Origin of the sequence: Bacillus sp. ISL-18, assembly GCF_018613415.1 — a bacterium.
Taxonomy (GTDB): Bacteria; Bacillota; Bacilli; order Bacillales; family Cytobacillaceae; genus Neobacillus.
The window spans coordinates 1-19,288 of the sequence record NZ_JAGGQG010000017.1 but is presented as its reverse complement, the minus strand read 5'-3'; the positions used below and the strand labels follow the sequence as shown (position 1 = coordinate 19,288).

General features: G+C 39.7%; 23 protein-coding genes and 1 rRNA gene. 1 reads left to right on the top strand and 23 read right to left on the bottom strand.

Annotated features, from left to right (window positions below):
* Window positions 1-112 precede the first annotated feature (112 nt).
* The 12 genes from spoVG to metG all read right to left on the bottom strand — a co-directional run bounded on the left by spoVG (window position 113) and on the right by metG (window position 10,912).
* Window positions 113-403 (bottom strand): septation regulator SpoVG, encoded by a 291-nt coding sequence (spoVG, locus tag J7E81_RS22610; RefSeq protein WP_003347151.1) that lies wholly within the window; start codon window positions 401-403, stop codon window positions 113-115.
* Between the two features lie 247 nt (window positions 404-650).
* Complete coding sequence (ridA, locus tag J7E81_RS22605) at window positions 651-1,025, bottom strand: 2-iminobutanoate/2-iminopropanoate deaminase (RefSeq protein WP_215045716.1); 375 nt, start codon at window positions 1,023-1,025, stop codon at window positions 651-653.
* A gap of 1 nt (window position 1,026) precedes the next feature.
* The gene (gene purR, locus J7E81_RS22600; RefSeq protein WP_215045714.1) at window positions 1,027-1,854 is read right to left on the bottom strand and encodes a pur operon repressor; all 828 of its coding nucleotides are present in this window, start codon (window positions 1,852-1,854) and stop codon (window positions 1,027-1,029) included.
* A 56-nt stretch (window positions 1,855-1,910) separates the two neighbouring features.
* Window positions 1,911-2,780, bottom strand: coding sequence for a 4-(cytidine 5'-diphospho)-2-C-methyl-D-erythritol kinase (ispE, locus tag J7E81_RS22595; protein WP_215045783.1), 870 nt, complete (start codon window positions 2,778-2,780; stop codon window positions 1,911-1,913).
* Between the two features lie 303 nt (window positions 2,781-3,083).
* On the bottom strand, window positions 3,084-3,269 hold the full coding sequence (locus J7E81_RS22590) for a small, acid-soluble spore protein, alpha/beta type (RefSeq protein WP_215045712.1): 186 nt from the start codon (window positions 3,267-3,269) through the stop codon (window positions 3,084-3,086).
* Between the two features lie 129 nt (window positions 3,270-3,398).
* Entirely contained in the window at window positions 3,399-3,662 is a 264-nt protein-coding gene (veg, locus tag J7E81_RS22585; RefSeq protein WP_007084178.1) for a biofilm formation stimulator Veg, read from the bottom strand.
* 236 nt (window positions 3,663-3,898) lie between these two features.
* Window positions 3,899-4,783 (bottom strand): sporulation peptidase YabG, encoded by an 885-nt coding sequence (gene yabG, locus J7E81_RS22580; protein ID WP_308162264.1) that lies wholly within the window; start codon window positions 4,781-4,783, stop codon window positions 3,899-3,901.
* A 173-nt stretch (window positions 4,784-4,956) separates the two neighbouring features.
* Entirely contained in the window at window positions 4,957-5,835 is an 879-nt protein-coding gene (rsmA, locus tag J7E81_RS22575; protein ID WP_215045710.1) for a 16S rRNA (adenine(1518)-N(6)/adenine(1519)-N(6))-dimethyltransferase RsmA, read from the bottom strand.
* Window positions 5,828-6,388 carry a ribonuclease M5 gene (rnmV, locus tag J7E81_RS22570; protein WP_215045704.1) on the bottom strand — a complete coding sequence of 187 codons (561 nt, stop codon included), beginning with the start codon at window positions 6,386-6,388 and terminating at the stop codon, window positions 5,828-5,830. Before rnmV ends, rsmA begins: the two co-directional genes overlap by 8 nt.
* A gap of 207 nt (window positions 6,389-6,595) precedes the next feature.
* Entirely contained in the window at window positions 6,596-7,777 is a 1,182-nt protein-coding gene (locus J7E81_RS22565; protein ID WP_215045779.1) for a G5 and 3D domain-containing protein, read from the bottom strand.
* Between the two features lie 237 nt (window positions 7,778-8,014).
* On the bottom strand, window positions 8,015-8,782 hold the full coding sequence (locus J7E81_RS22560) for a TatD family hydrolase (protein WP_215045703.1): 768 nt from the start codon (window positions 8,780-8,782) through the stop codon (window positions 8,015-8,017).
* A 171-nt stretch (window positions 8,783-8,953) separates the two neighbouring features.
* On the bottom strand, window positions 8,954-10,912 hold the full coding sequence (metG, locus tag J7E81_RS22555) for a methionine--tRNA ligase (protein WP_215045702.1): 1,959 nt from the start codon (window positions 10,910-10,912) through the stop codon (window positions 8,954-8,956).
* Window positions 10,913-11,390: 478 nt separating this feature from the next.
* On the opposite strand from metG, the gene J7E81_RS22550 reads away from it, so the two are divergent.
* Window positions 11,391-11,675, top strand: a complete 285-nt coding sequence (locus J7E81_RS22550) for a transition state genes transcriptional regulator AbrB (protein ID WP_098530272.1) — start codon at window positions 11,391-11,393, stop codon at window positions 11,673-11,675.
* Between the two features lie 277 nt (window positions 11,676-11,952).
* Here J7E81_RS22550 and rsmI read toward each other — a convergent pair whose 3' ends face one another.
* The 11 genes from rsmI to rrf form a co-directional block, all read right to left on the bottom strand.
* Entirely contained in the window at window positions 11,953-12,834 is an 882-nt protein-coding gene (gene rsmI / locus J7E81_RS22545) for a 16S rRNA (cytidine(1402)-2'-O)-methyltransferase (protein ID WP_215045701.1), read from the bottom strand.
* Entirely contained in the window at window positions 12,812-13,096 is a 285-nt protein-coding gene (locus J7E81_RS22540; RefSeq protein WP_215045700.1) for a GIY-YIG nuclease family protein, read from the bottom strand. Before J7E81_RS22540 ends, rsmI begins: the two co-directional genes overlap by 23 nt.
* Window positions 13,086-13,871, bottom strand: coding sequence for a tRNA1(Val) (adenine(37)-N6)-methyltransferase (locus J7E81_RS22535; RefSeq protein WP_235741773.1), 786 nt, complete (start codon window positions 13,869-13,871; stop codon window positions 13,086-13,088). Before J7E81_RS22535 ends, J7E81_RS22540 begins: the two co-directional genes overlap by 11 nt.
* 18 nt (window positions 13,872-13,889) lie before the next feature.
* Window positions 13,890-14,264, bottom strand: coding sequence for a DNA replication initiation control protein YabA (gene yabA / locus J7E81_RS22530; protein ID WP_215045699.1), 375 nt, complete (start codon window positions 14,262-14,264; stop codon window positions 13,890-13,892).
* A gap of 12 nt (window positions 14,265-14,276) precedes the next feature.
* Window positions 14,277-15,104, bottom strand: coding sequence for a PSP1 domain-containing protein (locus tag J7E81_RS22525; RefSeq protein ID WP_215045698.1), 828 nt, complete (start codon window positions 15,102-15,104; stop codon window positions 14,277-14,279).
* Window positions 15,097-16,104, bottom strand: coding sequence for a DNA polymerase III subunit delta' (gene holB / locus J7E81_RS22520; RefSeq protein WP_215045697.1), 1,008 nt, complete (start codon window positions 16,102-16,104; stop codon window positions 15,097-15,099). The genes J7E81_RS22525 and holB overlap by 8 nt, the downstream gene beginning before the upstream one ends.
* Before the next feature lie 22 nt (window positions 16,105-16,126).
* Window positions 16,127-16,456 (bottom strand): cyclic-di-AMP receptor, encoded by a 330-nt coding sequence (locus J7E81_RS22515; protein WP_098530279.1) that lies wholly within the window; start codon window positions 16,454-16,456, stop codon window positions 16,127-16,129.
* An 81-nt stretch (window positions 16,457-16,537) separates the two neighbouring features.
* On the bottom strand, window positions 16,538-17,170 hold the full coding sequence (tmk, locus tag J7E81_RS22510; protein WP_251028824.1) for a dTMP kinase: 633 nt from the start codon (window positions 17,168-17,170) through the stop codon (window positions 16,538-16,540).
* Between the two features lie 25 nt (window positions 17,171-17,195).
* Window positions 17,196-18,638: an aminotransferase class I/II-fold pyridoxal phosphate-dependent enzyme gene (locus tag J7E81_RS22505; protein ID WP_215045695.1), complete on the bottom strand. Its 1,443-nt coding sequence runs from the start codon at window positions 18,636-18,638 to the stop codon at window positions 17,196-17,198.
* Between the two features lie 94 nt (window positions 18,639-18,732).
* A complete protein-coding gene (locus J7E81_RS22500) occupies window positions 18,733-18,951 on the bottom strand; it encodes a sigma factor G inhibitor Gin (RefSeq protein ID WP_215045694.1) in 219 nt (72 codons plus the stop codon).
* 207 nt (window positions 18,952-19,158) lie between these two features.
* A 5S ribosomal RNA gene (gene rrf / locus J7E81_RS22495) occupies window positions 19,159-19,274 on the bottom strand.
* Window positions 19,275-19,288: the final 14 nt, after the last annotated feature.

Below are 19,288 nucleotides of genomic sequence, written 5' to 3'. Positions count from 1 at the left end.
TGTCATAATATGTAGAATTTTAGATAAAAGAAAATGTGTCGAGGAGATTGTTTTGGGGTAAAAAATATAAAAAGAGCCTTACATAGAAGAAAGGCCCTAGTTGTTAAAATCTTTAGGAAGCTCCGGCTTCTTCAAATTCTACTTCCAATTCACCTAAACGGTGATACTCCGCCAAAACAGCTTCTTGGATTTTACCGCGTGTTCCTGAATTGATTGGATGCGCAATGTCACGAAATTCTCCATCTGGAGTACGTTTACTTGGCATAGCTACAAATAAACCGTTGTTTCCGTCAATAACACGAATGTCGTGAACAACAAATTCATTGTCCAATGTGATTGATGCAATCGCTCTCATTCTTCCATCCGTATTAACCCGGCGTAATCTTACGTCAGTTACTTCCATGTGCTCACACCCTTTTTTGTTATATAAAATGCTAGTTAAATAAATTCAACAATTAATTCTATTATCCTTCTCGAATTTTAAAATTTTTTTGAAAAATTAGGGCGGAATCGTGAACATTTGTAAAAAATAGCGTTTTCAACACGTGTACAGTAGAAAAGCGTCGAATAGAAATGCGGAATTTCCTGTTTTAGCCTAGGACAAGAATGAAGCGGAAACATTTTCAAATTAAAATAAAAAAGCGCCCGAATTACTTCACGAGCGCGATTACTTCAATTTCAACTAATGCATCTTTTGGCAGCCTTGCTACCTCTACACAAGAACGGGCAGGTTTATGAGTGGAGAAATATTCGCCATAGACCTCATTGACATCAGCAAACTCATCCATGTTTTTAATAAAAACAGTTGCCTTTACTACCGTTTCAAGCGATGCTCCTGCTTCAGCTAATACTGCCTGTAAATTTTTAAATACTTGATGGGTTTGTTCCTTTACATCTCCGGTTACCATAACCCCTTCTGCAGTTAATGGGATTTGTCCCGAACTATAGAATAAATTATTGACCACTATCCCTTGAGAATAAGGACCAATGGCTGCTGGTGCTTGAATGGTTTGAACAACTTTCATGTTAATCCCTCCATATATTAAAATAATTACCTGCTTGAACACTTATCCTTTTTTCTTTTACATCCACATCGGCTAGTTGTACCAGCGATAAATATTCATCCACTAACCGTTCCTGGATTTTCTCATCTTCCACTAGAACAGCAATACCAGCGAGCTGAGAATTAAACTCCTCAAGCATACTGATCATTCCCATTACCGTTCCGCCTGCCTTCATAAAATCATCTACAATAAGGACACGGGAATCCTGTCTCATACTCCTTTTAGAGAGTACCATCGTTTGAATCCTCTTAGCCGATCCAGATACATAATTAATACTAACCGTCGGACCTTCCGTCACTTTACTATCTCTTCGAACAATGACTACCGGCACATTTAATTGACTGGCAACAGCATATGCTAAAGGAATTCCTTTTGTGGCTACGGTCATGACCACATCAATTTTTGTGTTCGCATAGGCGGAAGCAATAATTCGTCCAGCTTTCTGAACAATTTGCGGATCCCCCAAGATATCGGTTAAATATAAATAACCGCCTGGTAATAGCCGTTCGGAATTGGCGATTAACTGACAAAGTTCATTTACAAATGGTTCTGCTTTTTCCTGGCTTACTTTTACAAAAAATTTCACACCACCGGCCGCCCCCGGCACGGTTTGTAAGGTGCCAATTCCTCGTTGTTCAAAAGTCTCTTTGACAATTGCCAGGTCTTCACTAATCGAGGACTTTGCGGATGCGTATCGATCAGCAAAAAAAGTGAGCGGCACAAGCTGGCGAGGATGGTCTAATAAATAATTGGTCATATCAATCAAACGTTCACTACGGCGAAATTTCATAACTACCCTCCCAGAACCCGAATATTCTATTTAAAGAATATCATTATTGTACGTCTTTAATCAAGTGAGTGGCGTTCTCCCAGCATGCGGACTGCAAAAACTTGGTCACAAAAGCCCCTTAAGCCATTATAGATTCGATGCATTCTTGAATCATGCTGTACAATTCCAAATACGGTCGGTCCGCTTCCGCTCATTAACACCGCATCTGCCCCAAAACGCTTCATTTGTTCTTTGATTTGGGCAACTTCTGGGTAAAGACTCAAAGTGACCCCTTCAAGAACGTTTCCGACATTATCACAGACTCGCTGGTAATCATGTTCTTTAATTGCCTGGATCATTCCATAGATATCCGGATGTTTGGTTCCATTCAGATCAAGCCGGCGATAAACCTCGGCTGTCGAAACCCCAATAAAGGGTTTTGCTAAAATAACCCAGCATGTTGGCGGCGGTGGAAGCTCCGTAATGATTTCACCTCTGCCCTTTGCCAAGGCTGTACCTCCATAGACACAGAAAGAAACGTCCGAGCCAATTTCGCTGCCGAGCGCTGCTAATTCATCCAAACTTAAACCAAGGTCCCATAGTTTATTCAGGCCCCTTAGCGTGGCTGCAGCATCACTGCTGCCTCCTGCTAAGCCGGCTGCCACGGGAATTGTTTTCTCGATTGAAATGAGTACACCCTTTTTAACGCCAAAACGATCCTTTAACAGCTGGGCTGCTTGATAGGCTAGATTTCGCTGATCATCCGGTACATAGCGATTATGGGAAAGAATATGTATTTTGTCCTGTTCTAATAGGGTTAGTTCAACCCGGTCGGCTAAATCAATCGTGGTCATGATCATTTCAACTTCATGATAGCCATCTGGGCGTTTATGTAAAACATCTAATGCTAAATTGATTTTAGCCGGTGCTTTGACTAAAAGCTTCACTACGTCACCTACTTTTGTTTTATCCACTTAGCACCCAAGGGGTGCTTTTGCATACGATTCCAAAAATCCACATTTTGTCCTATTTTACCACAAAAAGATAAATGTAAGACGTCAGATATAAGATATCTACCCAATTTTATAATTATATCAGTCGTTTTTCGTCGAAAAAAGCCACTTTTTCGACAAAAGTAAAAAAGCCGCAGCCAAAAAAAGAAAAAGGCCAGTGCAAAAGAGGCCCTTTCGGTTCCTTGCACTGACCAAGCTGTGGTGAAGATTTGTTTAATGCGGAGGTGCTAATCTATGTTACGTTTGACGATTCTGATTGACTAACTGCTGCTGGGCAAGTTCTACGGCACGCTTCACCATATTCCCTGCATCTTTTGCACGGATACCGCCCCAGCCTTCTTTCTGAACCACATCATAAAACCCAAGTTCCTTGGCTAGCTCCTCTTTAAAGCGATGGGACATAATCCCTCTTCTTCGGCCCATCTAAACAACCCCTTTCATACCACAGCATTCTTAGTATGTAAAAGAACAATCCTTTTCATGAAGAATTTTAGATTATATAGACAGCAAAAAGCAGTAAACCTTAGTTTACTGCCACCCATTGCTTATATACTAGCTTAAAGCTACATGTCCTGCTGCATCATCATAGAAAGTAATTTGAACTGTTTCTGTAAGAACATCCGCATAGCTGTATGAAACACGCTCAAACGAATTCTCATCTTGATCTAACTCAATAACAAAAACGGATGGGTAAGTTTCTGCTAAAACTCCAGAACGTTCGATTGTTTTTCTGCGTCCACCGTTGGCTTTCAGCAATAATCTTTTTCCCAAATTTGTGTCAAGAGCCTTTTTAATATCGGCTAAGGTTTTTGGCATTCGGTCCACCTCACTGTGTAAAGTATAACACACTGACATAGTTCTGTCAAACAAAAATATAAATTATATCAGTCCAACAAAATGATTGTCAATATTTTTTCTTCTACTTTTTCTTCTAATTTTCAACATTGTTATCGTTGCCTTATTTAGTGGTTAATATGTATCTAAAAAAAATTAAGCAAGATTAGAATAAGGGGAGCCAAGTATGAAACTAGCAGCTCCACTATTCTAATCACTTATTCAGCCTCATCAATAATGGGCCGAAAAGGCATTCCTGTCCGCAATACACCCCTCGTTTCAATCCCTCCGAGACCCTTTTCACCTGTTAGAGTATTCCTTAATACATCCCAGACGTTGATGCGTTCCATAAACGGGGTGAAACTTATTTTTGCGACGATATAAACCGGGTCGAGTGCATGAATATTGATCCTTGATGGAGAACTGGCATAGTTTGCCCCTGCATGGATGAGTGATTCAAAATGAGATTGGCAGGCGCCTGCAAAGATAACGAGTTGATCTAAATGAGGAACCCTTTTTCGAGCTTCTCTGACCGCTTGGACGAAATGCCTTGAATGTCGATAGGCATTGATATCAGACATCTTTCCCTTCGCCTTTGAATAGGCATCGTGGCCAGTAATAACCAAGATATCGGGACGGTACTGATCCATTAAGGCGCCAATTCGTTCCGGCATTTCTTTTTCATTACAGTGTATCCCTACCACAGGGATACCGATTTTTTCGTATACGGCCATGCATTTTTTTAAATAGGAGGGATCACCGTCCAAGTGAAGAACCTTTCCAGGAATTTGAAAATAGTTGCTTGGTCTCACATAACCGCTGGTCGATTCATATTCCTGACGATGTTTCACTAAATCGGCATCCTGCCGAAATAGTCTTAATGACTGTTCTTCAAGCGTTCTATATTCTTGCTGCAATTTTACCCGTTCATTTTGATTAAGGATAACCAAATCAGTGTATGGTGCATCTGCAGCTAGACGGAAATCCTCCCCATAGAGAATGGCTACCTTCTGGTTGTTTATGTTTTGAAAATCGATAACGCGGAACATGATGTCGCAGTTATACGATTTCCTTCCGACAATATCCATTTGCTTAATATCCACTGCCCGTCACTCCAATAAGACCAGCTTAGGCCTTTTAATTATGGGTTCTTTCATAGGCTATGCATGGAAAGTTGTCCTTGTTAAAAATTTAGGAAAAATGAGACATTTGGAGGGGAGTATTTCGCGGTGGATAAAACAAATGCCCTCATGAATTCATCATGAGGACATTCGTATTAATGAAAGTATGAATATAGTTCATCTGCTAACCGGCCAAATTCTTCTAGAGAAAGGGTTTCTCCCCGGCGAACAGGCTCAATTCCACTTGCACTTAGGGCCGTGAGAATCTCTTCTTTCTTCTCTTTCCCATCCGGCAGCTGACTTGTTAAATTATTTAATAGCGTTTTCCGCCGCTGTGCAAAGCTCGCCTTGGTCACTTGGAAAAAGAAATCTTCATCCTTTACCACAACAGCAGGCTTCTCTCGCTTCGTTAATCTAATCACAGCAGAATCAACATTTGGCTGCGGGACAAACACCGTCTTTGGTACAATCATGACAGTCTCAGCCTCTGTGTAGTATTGAATAGCAATCGAAAGCGATCCATACTCCTTTGTGCCTGGCTTGGCAGAGATTCGGTCTGCCACTTCCTTTTGCAGCATACAAACAATCCCGCGAATCGGCAGCCGGTCTTCAAGGAGCTTCATAATGATCGGGGTCGTTACATAATAAGGAAGATTCGCCACCACCATAATATCATTCGTTCCTGGAAACTCCTCTTCCATTACCATTCGAACATCTGCTTCTAACACGTCCTTATGTATAACCTTTACATTTTCATAGGGCAACAGGGTATCCTGTAAAATCGGCAGCAATCTTTGATCGATTTCAAAGGCAACCACTTTTTTGCTTGACCGTGCCAGCTGCTCTGTCAGCGCGCCAATTCCAGGACCAATTTCAATCGCACCAGAACTTTCGCTTAAATCGGCAAAACTAACAATTTTCTTTAATATATTTGTATCAATTAAAAAATTCTGTCCCAGGCTTTTCTTAAAAGAAAAACCATATTTTTCGAGGATCGCCCTCGTTCTGACTGGTGTTGCTATATCCTTATCCATTCTTTTCCTCCTGTCGTAAAACACGTAATGCTTCTGCAAACTCTTGTCTGCTAATGCGGAACATCATTAATCGTTTATGAAGCTGTTTTCCATTTGTATAACCGATTTTTAACAGCTTGCCCAGCAAGATTCTCCGCTCCTTAGCGCCCTCTCCGCCGATTAAGCCGGCCGTTACTAAGTCCTCTTGGGTAATTTCTTCTGAAATCACCTCATGCATGATTTGCGCATCCTTTAACGCTTCCCTAATATCCTCTGGGCTGGCATGTTCTACGCCCACACCCTTTCCTCTTTTAGCTATAGCCGCCTCTTTTGGCAAGAAGGCATGTTTACAGCCGGGAACAGCTGCAGCAATCGTCTTTCTGATTTTTTCACCAGGATAGTCTGGATCAGTAAAGATGATGACACCACGTGTTGCTTGGGCCCGTTTTACTTTTTCAATAGTAGTTTGATTGACGGCCGATCCATTCGTTTCAATTGTATCAGCATCAACGGCTCTTTTTATTGTTGTCGTATCATCTTTTCCTTCAACGACAATGATTTCTTTAATTTTCATGTAAAAATAAATGCCTCCATCGAAATAAATTAAAAATGAAAAAATTGAAACATTTTTGTAATATCGTTCGTCTATATTATGGATTGATTTCATACATTTAGATATAGGCTTTGGTAAAGAAATTTGAAGCAAGTATTCGTTGTTAGTATAAAGAATTTTAGAAAAAAAGCAAAATGCAGAGGAATAAAATCCTCTGCACCTGAGTAATTAGTTTAGGACGGTAATCTTTACTTTCTTACGCCCCCAGCGGTATGCATCCGCATGTGATGGCATTAATAAATCAACAATATACCCTTTGATTGCTCCGCCTGTATCAGCCGCTACAGCGTAGCCGTAGCCTTCTACATACACCTTCGAACCAAGTGGAATAATCCTTGGGTCAACCGCGATTACTTTCATATTTGGATTAGCACGAAGATTAAGACCTGTAGCTGTATGTCCGGAGCAGCCATTACAATAGGCCGTATACGCAGTTGCCGTCACATAAAACTCCTGTCCATTTGGAGCCTCACCGCGGGAAACCTGTAACGCCAAATCCTTCGTACCGACAGCCACAATTTTATCCTGTTTTTGTAAGATATTCTGTTCGTTGATCAACTTTCTTGAAACTTCCCTGCCATTTTCAAGCACGACGTCGTACTGTCTTGAGACACGTCCCTGCTTTCCAGGAGCAATGACTTTTTCCTGCCCTTTTTGCAATTTTTCATCCTTTTTCGTTACCACGGCAAATTGAACGGGTTCTTCCACTACATCGGTGACTTTTTCTACCCGAATGACGTTCACAACACCATTCTCTGTTATTTTATCTGTTAGTGACGGTTCCACTCGGTCTAATTCATTTAGTTTAATGCCCTGTTGTGTTAAAAAGTCAGCGACCGTAGTCGAAGTGGACCAAACCTTTTGCGATTTTCCGCCGTCCACATATGTAAGATGCAACGCAATATTAAGCTTTACATTCATCTTATTTTCAATTGCCGTTTGTGGATTTGGTGAAATTTGATCGTGTTCCTTTAATACAATCTTCTGTTCTTTTAGGAGTTCAGCCACAGTATCGGCTGTAGTCCAGATCGTTTTCTTCTCGTTGTCTTTCACAATGTGAACCATGTTCGCCTGCTTCCAAACGACATTAAGGTCATCCCTGACCTTCGTACTTGCCCTTGGATACAAGTAGTCTTTTGACGTGAGGGGTACATCCAGTTCATCTAAAAGTTCCTTGATGGTAACTGCATGTGTGTTCACAACCATCTTCTTGCCATCTAGTGTCATTGCTACAGTATGCTTTGAGCCTTCAAATAAAAGAATTCCCAGAGTTGTAAGCAAAACTATAAAACTAGCAAATATGATGGTCCATGACCTCCCGCTCAAAGACGTTGGGAACAGGTTTTTCATGTTTGGGAATACGATGAAAAACGCCTCCTTTTCTTTGGAGAGATTATAGAGAACCATATGCCGGCTGTCAATCCTTGCTAATCCTGTGAAGGTAGTTCTAATTATGCACAACCTTAGAAGCTTTGCAAAGAAAAACTTATCGACACGTTCATCCTATGTTGAAAAGGAGACATGTAGAACTTTTTGTTATCAGAAAAAATTAGGACAGGCTTCTTGTCGTTTCGACAAAATCCCTTATCATTTTATGCCGAATAATTTCTTAGCATTTTGTGTCGTGGCTTGGGCCACTTCTTCAAAAGTCAAGCCCTTTATTTCGGCAATTTGTTCGGCAACCAGCTTCACATAACTTGGTTCATTTCGCTTTCCCCGATGGGGATGAGGTGCCAAATATGGGCAATCTGTTTCAATTAAAAGCCTTTCAATTGGTACTTCTGCCGCTACCTCTTTTGGTTTTTTAGCATTTTTAAAGGTAACTGGTCCCCCAAGAGAAATACTAAAGTTCATTTTTATACATTCTTTTGCTACCTCTGGGCTGCCGCTAAAACAGTGCATAATCCCTCCTACTTCCTCTGCCCCTTCTTCTTTTAAAATTTCAACGATATCAGCCGTTGCTTCACGATTATGAATCACAATGGGCAGTTTCACCTTTTTAGCCAATCGGATTTGCCGGCGGAAAACATCTTTCTGGACCTCCTTTGGTGACTTGTCCCAGTGGTAATCTAAGCCCATTTCACCTATAGCAACCACTTTAGGATGGGAAGTCAATTCCTCAATCCAGCTTAAGTCTTCATTGGTCATGTCGATCGCATCAACTGGATGCCAGCCCACACAGGCGTACATAAAATCATAGCGTTCGACTAACTCCATAGCCCGTTGAATCGTTGGACGATCAAAACCTACAATGACCATATTGGAGACTCCTTCCGTTTGGGCCCGATCAATCACCTCTTCAAGGTCTTCAATAAATTGCGTGTCGTTTAAATGTGCATGTGTGTCGAATAACATACGGATCAAACTCCTCTTTTTTTGTTAATTTCTCGCTATTTTGTACTTCTAGTATTCCATTGTCTAAAGACAACTAATGAACAGGATAAATGTTCCACGTGAAACATTTTAATGCAAATCCCGACATTTTTCTAAGTAAAAAGCGCCCAAATCGGGCGCCTTTGTCTATATTTATTTTACCTTCGATCCATTTGGCAATGATTGATCCACAGTAGCAATCGAAAGTTGGCCATCTTTAGAACCAGCCAAAATCATACCTTGTGACAATTCGCCGCGGAGTTTAACCGGCTTTAAGTTGGTAATACAAATTACCTTCCGGCCGACAAGTTCTTCAGGCTTATAATATTGGGCAATACCAGAAACCACTTGCCGTTTTTCATACCCTAAATCTAACTGAAGCTTGAGTAATTTATCTGCCTTTTTTACCGGCTCTGCTTGAATAACCTCAGCTACACGCAGGTCCACTTTCATAAAATCGTCGATAGAAATTTCCGCAGGCTCCTTTGGTTTCTCTTCTTCTTTCTTTTCTTCAATAACCGGCGCGCTTCCTTGCATTTTTGTTTTGATGAATTCTACTTCCTCAGCAATATCCAATCTCGGGAATAACGGAGCATCCTTTTGTACCTTAACTCCACTTGGAATCTTACCAAAGCCTTCGAGACTCTCCCATGTTTTCAATTCCTCATCTTGAATACCTAATTGTGCAAAAATCCCATTAGGCGTACGAGTTAAAAATGGCTTTAATAAGATCGCCGTACGGCGTAAAGATTCTGCCAAGTGAACCATTACACTAGCAAGTTCTCCTTTTCGCTCTTCATCTTTAGCCAATGTCCATGGTTGTGTTTCGTCAATGTACTTATTTGTCCGACTAACTAATTGCCAGATGGAAGTTAATGCCACGGAGAATTCCATTTTTTCCATTGCCTCTTCGTATTTTGCAACTGTTTCACGGTTTACCTGGAGCAGCGATTCATCAAAGTCACCAACAGAACCAGCATATTCAGGAATCACACCGGCAAAATACTTTTCAATCATCGCCACTGTCCGGTTTAGTAAGTTGCCTAGGTCATTAGCCAGGTCAAAATTAATTCTTTCAACAAATCCTTCTGGTGTAAATACTCCGTCTGCACCAAATGGAACTTCACGTAATAAATAGTAGCGAAGGGCATCTAAACCATAGCGGTCAATTAAGGTAACCGGGTCCACTACATTTCCTTTAGATTTTGACATTTTGCCATCTTTCATCAACAACCAGCCATGAGCAAATACCTTCTTTGGCAGTGGTAAATCTAATGCCATTAACATAATCGGCCAATAAATCGTGTGGAAACGGACAATTTCTTTACCAACAAGATGAACATCTGCTGGCCAAAACTTTTTGTATTTGCTATCATCCTCTGTACCATATCCTAGCGCAGTAATATAATTGGAAAGCGCGTCAATCCATACATAGATGACATGTTTAGGATTACCTGGCACCTTGATACCCCAGTCAAATGTTGTCCTAGATACAGCTAGATCCTCAAGACCAGGCTTAATGAAGTTATTAATCATTTCATTTTTACGGGATTCAGGCTGAATAAACTCTGGATTTTCCTCGTAATATTGCAAAAGCCTGTCAACATACTTACTCATTCTAAAAAAGTATGATTCTTCTTTCACTTTTTCGACAGGCCGGCCGCAATCAGGACAATTTCCTTCCACTAACTGACGGTCTGTAAAAAAGGATTCACATGGTGTACAATACCAGCCTTCATACTGATCAAGATAGATGTCTCCCTGCTCAAGAAGTTTAGCAAAGATTTTTTCTACTACTTGTTTATGTCTATCTTCTGTTGTCCGAATAAAATCATCATAAGATATATCAAGCTTATTCCAGAGGTCTTTAATACCTCCAACAATTTCATCTACATATTGCTGCGGTGTAATTCCCTTTTCCTCGGCTTTGCGCTGGATTTTTTGACCATGTTCATCCGTACCTGTTAGATACATAACATCAAAACCGCGCATCCGCTTATAACGAGCCATGGCATCACCAGCAACGGTGGTATACGCATGTCCAATATGTAAATTCCCGCTTGGATAATAAATCGGTGTGGTTAAATAAAAAGTCTTTGATTTTTCCTCCATTATATTCCCTCCTAAACAATGCAAAACCCATTAAACCATTATTGCCTCTTTTTAACACTTCTATCATCAAAATATACCGAAAAATAAACTTTTGTGCAAGAAAGCGTAATGCTAGACTTCCAGATTTTTAAAATTATTTCCTATTACACCCATAAAGGAGTTAAAATCTACGAAACTTATGAACGACAACAGGATTATTGTAGAACTTTGTCGAAATTCTAATTTATTTTACGACAAGAAGTATGTTTCCCCTGCAATAGTATTATTAACCAGCACGACGACTGAATTTTAATATCAATCCTTGTTATATCAACAATATTGTAAATGGAAAAATTTTCACTAATACTTTTGAAAATAAAATAATTGACGAATCTGGGAAGTACTGGTATTATAAATTTATAAGAAATTTGTCGAATAATGGCGAATCTAAAGGAAAGATAGATAAATAATTTGAGTGGTTATGAGAGGAGATTATAAAATGAAATCTACTGGTATTGTTCGTAAAGTTGATGAGTTAGGCCGCGTCGTTATTCCAATTGAATTAAGACGTACACTTGGTATTGCAGAAAAGGATGCTCTTGAAATCTATGTCGATGATGAGCGTATTATCTTGAAAAAATACAAGCCAAATATGACTTGCCAAGTAACTGGTGAAGTTTCTGATGATAACATGGCTCTTGCCGGCGGAAAATTAATCCTTAGCCGTGAAGGTGCAGAACAATTAATAGAAGAAATTCAAAAGAATTTTGAACTTGTAAAATAAAATAATAGAAGGTGTCCCAAATTTCGGGGCACCTTTTTTTATACATTAAACTAGTCTGTTGATTTCCGCTCCAGGCACAAGCGGTTCGCGGGCGGTACGGGGAGCCTCCTCGTCGCTTCGCTCCTGCGGGGTCTCCCCTGCCCCGTACTCCCGCAGGATTTTGAATTTGCATCCTCGAATCCGCCCACGCACGAAGGAAATGCGATAGCATTTTCGAGGAGTCTTCGTGCCTTCCGCAAAAATTATTCATCAACCCTTTTTGGTCAGCCTCTTATTTTTAATGTTCTTCTATATGATAAGCTTGATACACCTCGCGCTTATTCAGATCTCGATCTTTTGCGGTTTGCTTAATGGCTTCCTTTGAAGAAATGCTATTAACGGTTATGTAGTGTTTAACATGTTCCTCTATAGATAAATCCTGCCACCAATTTGCCTCTTCATTAACTTCTTGATATTCAGTTCCTTCTACAATCAGACAAAATTCTCCGCGAATTTCATCGGAATGAGCCCACTCAATGATTTCCTCGAGGGTTCCACGAATAAATTCCTCATACTTTTTTGTTAATTCCCTGCAGATGACAATTTTTCGATTACCTAGAATATCAAGCATAATAGCTAACGTTTCTTTAATCCGATGGGGCGATTCATAAAAGATTAAGGTCGCATTTTGTTTCCTCAAACTATCTAATTCTGCCCGCTTTTCTTTCTTGCTTCGATGTAAAAACCCATAAAAGTAAAAGGGCTGACAGGAAATTCCTGAGGCAATTAAAGCAGTCAGTGCTGCGTTTGCTCCAGGTAATGGAACGACCGCTACTTGTTCACTAATCGCTGCTTGGACGAGCTCATATCCTGGATCAGAGATGGCTGGCATTCCAGCATCACTGACCAGTGCTACTTTTAGTCCCTGCTTGACCTTTGCAATCAGCTTTTCTCCGCTAGTTTCTTTATTATGTTCATGATAGCTGACAATCTGGGTATCGATTTCAAAGTAATTACAGAGTTTTTTTGTATTCCTTGTATCCTCCGCTGCTATCAAATCTGCCTCTTTCAGAATTCTAATGGCTCGAAAGCTCATATCCTCTAGATTTCCTATTGGAGTAGGAACAAGATAAAGGATTCCCTTATTCGCTTCGTTTTCAAAGCTTTTTTGCTGCCACATCCGATTCACCTGCTTTCTTTAAATACTCCAGCTTTTTCTTTCTTGTTAACTGTTTAAACTGATATTCTGCTCTTAAGGCCTCACCTTTGCCCGCAAAAACTTGATAATACGTCAATTTGACCGGTCCTCTGCCTCGTGTGTATTTTGCTCCCTTGCCTTCATTATGCTGCTCAACCCGACGTTTAAGATCATTTGTATAGCCCCCATACAGACTTCCATCGCTGCATGTTAAGACATAAAAATAATGACGATTACTCTCCATATAAAATTCCACTGATTTCAGGAGTGTATTCGCCCGCCTCATTGTATACGATCAATGGGGGAAGTATTTTTAAATCTGGACTGCCGTTTTTAGTCGCTTCTACTAGAAGGATATTTGCTTCCTTTCCCTGCTTTGGGTAAACAAACTGAATCCGCTTTGGCTCAAGTTTGTACTGGCGCATTAATGTAATGATATCAATGAGACGGCCAGGACGGTGCACGAAAGCAACCTTGCCCCCTTGTTTGACTAACTGACTTGAAGCTTTGATTGCATCTTCAAGTGTGCAGAGTATTTCATGTCGGGCAATAGCTAAATGCTCATTAGGATTTATTTCTTCCTTAGAAGGAGTGGTAAAGTAAGGAGGATTGCAGGTAACCACATCAAATTTACCATGCCCTAATGCTTTTGGCATTTCCTTAATATCGCCATGAATCATTTTTAAACGGTCTTTGAGCTCATTGTGCTCAATGCTTCGAACTGCCATATCATATAATCGTTCTTGTATCTCCACACCTGTAATTTGTCCTTTTGTCCGTGTACTTAAAAATAAAGGGATCACCCCATTGCCGCTGCAGAGGTCGATTAAGTTCCCCTTTTGAATGGGAACATATACAAACCGGGCCAGCAGGACTGCATCGAGAGAAAAAGCAAATACAGATGGGCTTTGAATAATTCGGAGCTTCTCAGCTAGTAAATAATCAAGCCGTTCATCTTCCTTTAAATACACCACTATATCCATCACCCTGTCAAAAAGATATGAAAATAGAGGCTGCATCAAATCAGCCTCTTAAGATTATTTCTTATTAAGAAAAGAAAGACAAAACAAACAATCGCCTTCCTTACGCAAACTGCCAAAATGAAGGTTACAAATATGAAACCCCTCTTGATAGAGCCTTGCGAGGTTATCATATCCTTCACCAACATCAAAATGCTTACTCCTTGGAGTTTCTACAGCTGCTTCAGCGCCTTGTGCTGGATCCGTTTCTTTCTTTTCATCTTCCATGGTTACATCTAAACGGCGCCTTAAATGTTCATTTTCAAGCTTTAAATAATGATTCTCTTCTAGTATCTCGGCTAAATGCTGCTTTAATTCCCCTAATTGCTGATAAAGATGGCCAATTTGTGTTTCCATATTACTTACTGATTCAAAAATTTCCTTTTTATCCACGGCTTCCACCTCTTAATCTGTGGATTGTATAGAAAAGGCACCTTCTTTAATGATTTCATCCAAAGTATACTCCAGAACCCGTTCTTGTTCCTTTAGTTCAATCTGAAGTACCCGCTCTAATATATTTAATCCAACCACTTTTCCTTTACCCTGTGGTGTTTCAATGATTTCCCCTAAATCTGGCAGAGCTTCTTTAGCGGATTCGTATTCATCATTTTCATATTTCAAGCAGCACATAAGTCTTCCGCATAAACCGGAAATCTTCGTTGGATTTAATGAAAGATTTTGATCTTTTGCCATTTTTATCGAGACAGGATCAAAATCACCTAGAAAGGTTGAACAGCATAGCATTCTTCCACATGGTCCAATACCGCCAAGCATTTTTGCTTCATCGCGGACACCAATTTGGCGTAATTCAATGCGTGTCCGAAAAATAGCTGCTAAATCTTTTACAAGCTCTCGGAAATCAACTCTTCCATCCGCTGTAAAGTAGAAGATTACCTTATTTCTGTCAAATGTATATTCAACATCCACTAGTTTCATATCCAGCTGATGTTCATTCACTTTTTCATTACAAACCTCATAAGCTTCTTGGGCTGCCTGCTTATTTTCTTCAACAATCATTCGATCCTTTTGGTCGGCAATTCTGACTACCTTTTTTAACGGAAGAACTACATCATGTTCTTCCACCTGTTTACGGGCAATCACTGCCTTCCCATATTCTACACCGCGAACTGTTTCAACAATGACGTAGTCATCCTTAGCAATTGAGAGGTCTCCCGGATCAAAATAATAGATTTTCCCCGCTTTTTTAAAGCGTACTCCTACAACATCATACAAATGAAGATCCCTCCTGCAATTTTAACACAAGCTGTTCCATCATCAGCTGAGGATTCATATTTGCCTGCAGCTTCCTTTTGGCATCAAGAATAGCTGACATTTGATCCGATAAGCGCCGTCCAGATGTTTGCAGAGCATATTGTCTTAACCGCTCATTCTCCTCAATAAAAACAAGCTGCTCCTGCCTATCCAATTGTATATATAGTAAATCTTTAAAAACTAAAAGTAATAGATCTAAACCACGTTGAATCTGTTCTTTCTCTTTAAAGTGTAAAAACCAATCTCCCTGGAGTGTAACCATTGCCTCCAGCGGATTTTTTTTTAACACCTCATATAATTTTACCACTATTTTTTGGGCTTGTGCAAACCATTCATCGACATTTAATTTGAGAGCTTCTTCCAAATTATTGGTTAGCTGTGCTAATAAAGGTGCTTTAGCAGGATGGACCCCGTTTTCAATTAACTGTTTAAACATCATCTGCGGTGCTAAGGGTTGAAATACCAACATTTGACATCTAGATAAAATCGTTGGCAGCAACTGCTGAACCTGCTCTGTTAATAGAAATGCAACCGTACCCGGATTTGGTTCCTCGAGAAATTTTAGTAAGCTGTTTGAAGCACTCACACTCATTTTATCAGCATGAGAGATCAAGTAAACTTTATTAAATGATTCTACTCCCTTTTTCGAGAACTCTGCTTGAAGAGCTCGAATCTGCTCTACTTTAATCGATAATCCATCCGGCTCCACCATATGAACATCTGGATGGTTACCATTATTGATTCGAAGGCAGTTATTACAGGACTCGCAGGGTTTATAGCCTTCTATTACCTTTTCACAAAATAAAGACTTTGTGAGCAATAAGGCTATTTCCTTTTTTCCTGTTCCTCTCATGCCTTCAAAAAGGTAAGCATGGGCCACTCGATTTTTCAGCAAGCTGTTTTTTAACATTTTCAATACCTTCGGCTGCAGCTCTAGTAGTTGATCCCATGTTTTAACCAAATTAATCACTCACTATCTATAATTAAAAATGCATATATTGCTCAATTGGTAATACAAATACCGTTGCTCCGCCTACTTCTACTTCTACCGGATAAGGGACATAAGAGTCAGCGTTTCCTCCCATTGGTGAAACAGGGGCAACCAGCTGATCCCTGGATTTGCAGTTATCCTTAATAATTTGCAGAGCCCGGTCTACCCGGATATCTTCGGTACCTATCATAAAGGTTGTGTTCCCCGACTTCAAAAAACCACCTGTACTAGCTAGTTTGGTTGCTCTAAAATTATTATCTACTAATGCTTTAGATAAACGATTGCTATCTTGATCTTGAACGACGGCTATGATCATTTTCATATGGAACACCCTCTCCTCTTTTTTCCTTTATTTTATTATAACAGGTTATCTGCCGGTATACCTAAATAAAAAAGCCTTATGCTAAAGGCTTTTCTCTGCTAATCTTGCTTTGATTATATTTAATGTTTTTTGATAGACCTCATCAATGGTACCTGACGCATCAATCCGGACCATTCGATCTGGGAAACGCTTCAAAAGTAGAAGATATCCTTCTCTGACTTTATGGTGAAAATCGAGATTTTCTAAGTCGAGGCGGTTTACTTCTCTTCCTTTATTACGATTAATTCGCTTCATTCCTAATTCTGGTTCTATATCAAAATAAATAGTCAGCTCTGGGCTCAAGTCCTCAATGGCAAATTGATTAATTGCATAAACCTCATCCATTCCTAATCCACGGGCATATCCCTGATACGCTAATGAACTATCAACAAATCGATCACATAGAACTACTTTTCCATCTTGTAATGCCGGCTTTACTTTTTCAATTAAATGCTGCCTTCTTGCCGCGGCATATAATAGTGCTTCTGTCCGAGGGTCCATAGCGGTATTTTCTTTATCTAAAATAACCTTTCTAATTTGCTCAGCTATTTCAATGCCTCCTGGTTCCCTGGTCAACAAAGCGTGATCCAACTCTTTGGCTATCAGATTGATAATCGTTGTCTTTCCAGCCCCATCCGGACCTTCAAATGTAATAAAAGTTCCGTTTTCTTTCAAAATAAAACCTCCAGTATGTATCATCCTACGTTATAGAAAAAGTCTTTAAATAACCTGCTTTTAATAGAGAGACATCCCCTTGAAATCTTGCATCTGTTTGCATTAAACGATTAAGCTGTCCAATTTTTCCACTTGTTATTCTTTCTCCCTTCATTAGCAAAGGTATTCCAGGTGGATAGGGTATGATCGTATCCGCACAAACCAATCCTAATGCCCTCTCTATCTTGACCTCCGTTACATTTAGTTTTTCCATTTCACTATAACGGATGGCTAATTCCGAAATCCTTTCACCGCCTGTCGGAATTTCTTCTATTATGTCGTTAAACGGCAATCCGGCAAGCACACTTTTCATTTTTTCCGCAGTATCGAATAATGGATAGACTTGTCCTTTTTTTAAAAGAGGTAAAATAAAGAGGACATTATACGGATCAGCTAACTCCGTATAGATTCCATTCGCTTCCAACCTTTTTTGTAATTCAATTCCTGTTAAATTAGATTTAGATTGGATCGTGATTTTAAGAGGGTCACCCTCGTTCTTTGGATAGGTTAACACTTTTATGCTTTCAATCTTAGCTAAAGCTTCTTTAAACGATTGAATTTCAGATAGAAGAAAGTCTACATCTTCAGGTTCATATCCTGCTAAATAATATCGGGAAATATCTAGTGATGCCATAATTGGATAGGACGGGCTGCTTGATTGAAATATCCCTAGATATTCTTCTACCCTTGTTAGGTTTACCAAGTTCCCATTCACGTGCAAAAAGGAACCCATTGTCATCGCTGGAAGGGTCTTATGTGCAGAGTGAACAACCACATCCGCACCCAATTGCTGTGCAGATGGGGGAAAAGGTTCTCCAATGATAAAATGTGGACCATGTGCCTCATCCACCAATACCGGAATTTGATGGAGGTGAGCCAACTCAATTATTCCCTTTAAATCATCGACCATCCCATAATAATTCGGGTAAGTTAAGATCAGTGCCTTAGCGCCAGGATACTGGTTAATGGCTTGTTGGACGGTTTGAATGCTGATGCATGCAGCTACCTTCCAATCCTGATCGATCTCAGGCTCAAGAAAGACAGGCCTTACCTTTGCTAACTTCAGAGCATTTAACACCGATTTATGGCAGTTTCTTTGAACGAGGACTGTTGAATCCACCGTACAGACAGCCATAATCATAGCCAAGTTGCCAACGGTTGAACCATTCACAAGAAAGTAGCTTTTTTTCGATCCATATAACGCAGCTAACAGCTCTTCTGCTTTTTTAATGGGTCCCTCTGGTGAATGAAGGTCATCTAAACCCGTTAATTCTGTTGCATCTATTTTTACTATTCCTTTAAAAAATTCATCCTGTTTATATGCAGCTATTTCACCATATTTATGGCCGGGAACATGAAAGGATACAGGATTATTACTTATATGCCTCTTCAACGCATTATACAAAGGGATTTCTAATTGATTTTTCATTTATATCTACCTTGCCTATTAAACGACATTTTTAAAGATCACTTTATCTAGTTTCCTATTTTTCAACAAAAAAATAAAGCCCTTTAAGGACTTATTATGAAAATATTTCAGGTGTAGTAATCTTTTTTAGCTGTTTAAGGAAATATTTATATCTTGGATCATTTGTATCAGTATGAATTAAATCATTTTCGCAGTCTGTACAAATAAAAGAAGTGTATAGATGTATGCCTTTTGGTTTTAGACTTTCACAAATAACGCACGTTTCCTCAAAATGATTATGTGCTAATATTGAATTCAATCCCTCCACCTCCATACATCCATTCTGTCCATTACCGCAGATTTGTATACAATTTTTTGAATAATCTTTTCACCCGGCTCCTGTATTATCTTATGTTAATGCCTCTAATTGGGTGTATGTCTATATGTATTTTCTTTGAAAACACTTCGTACTATTTGCTTTTTAAGCATCTTTTTCTTCCATAAATGAAAAAGGACAATCCTTCCGGATTGTCCTAAACATGCCTGGCAACGTCCTACTCTCACAGGGACAAAGTCCCAACTACCATCGGCGCTGAGAAGCTTAACTTCCGTGTTCGGTATGGGAACGGGTGTGACCTTCTCGCCTTAATTACCAGACTATTCAATTGAAA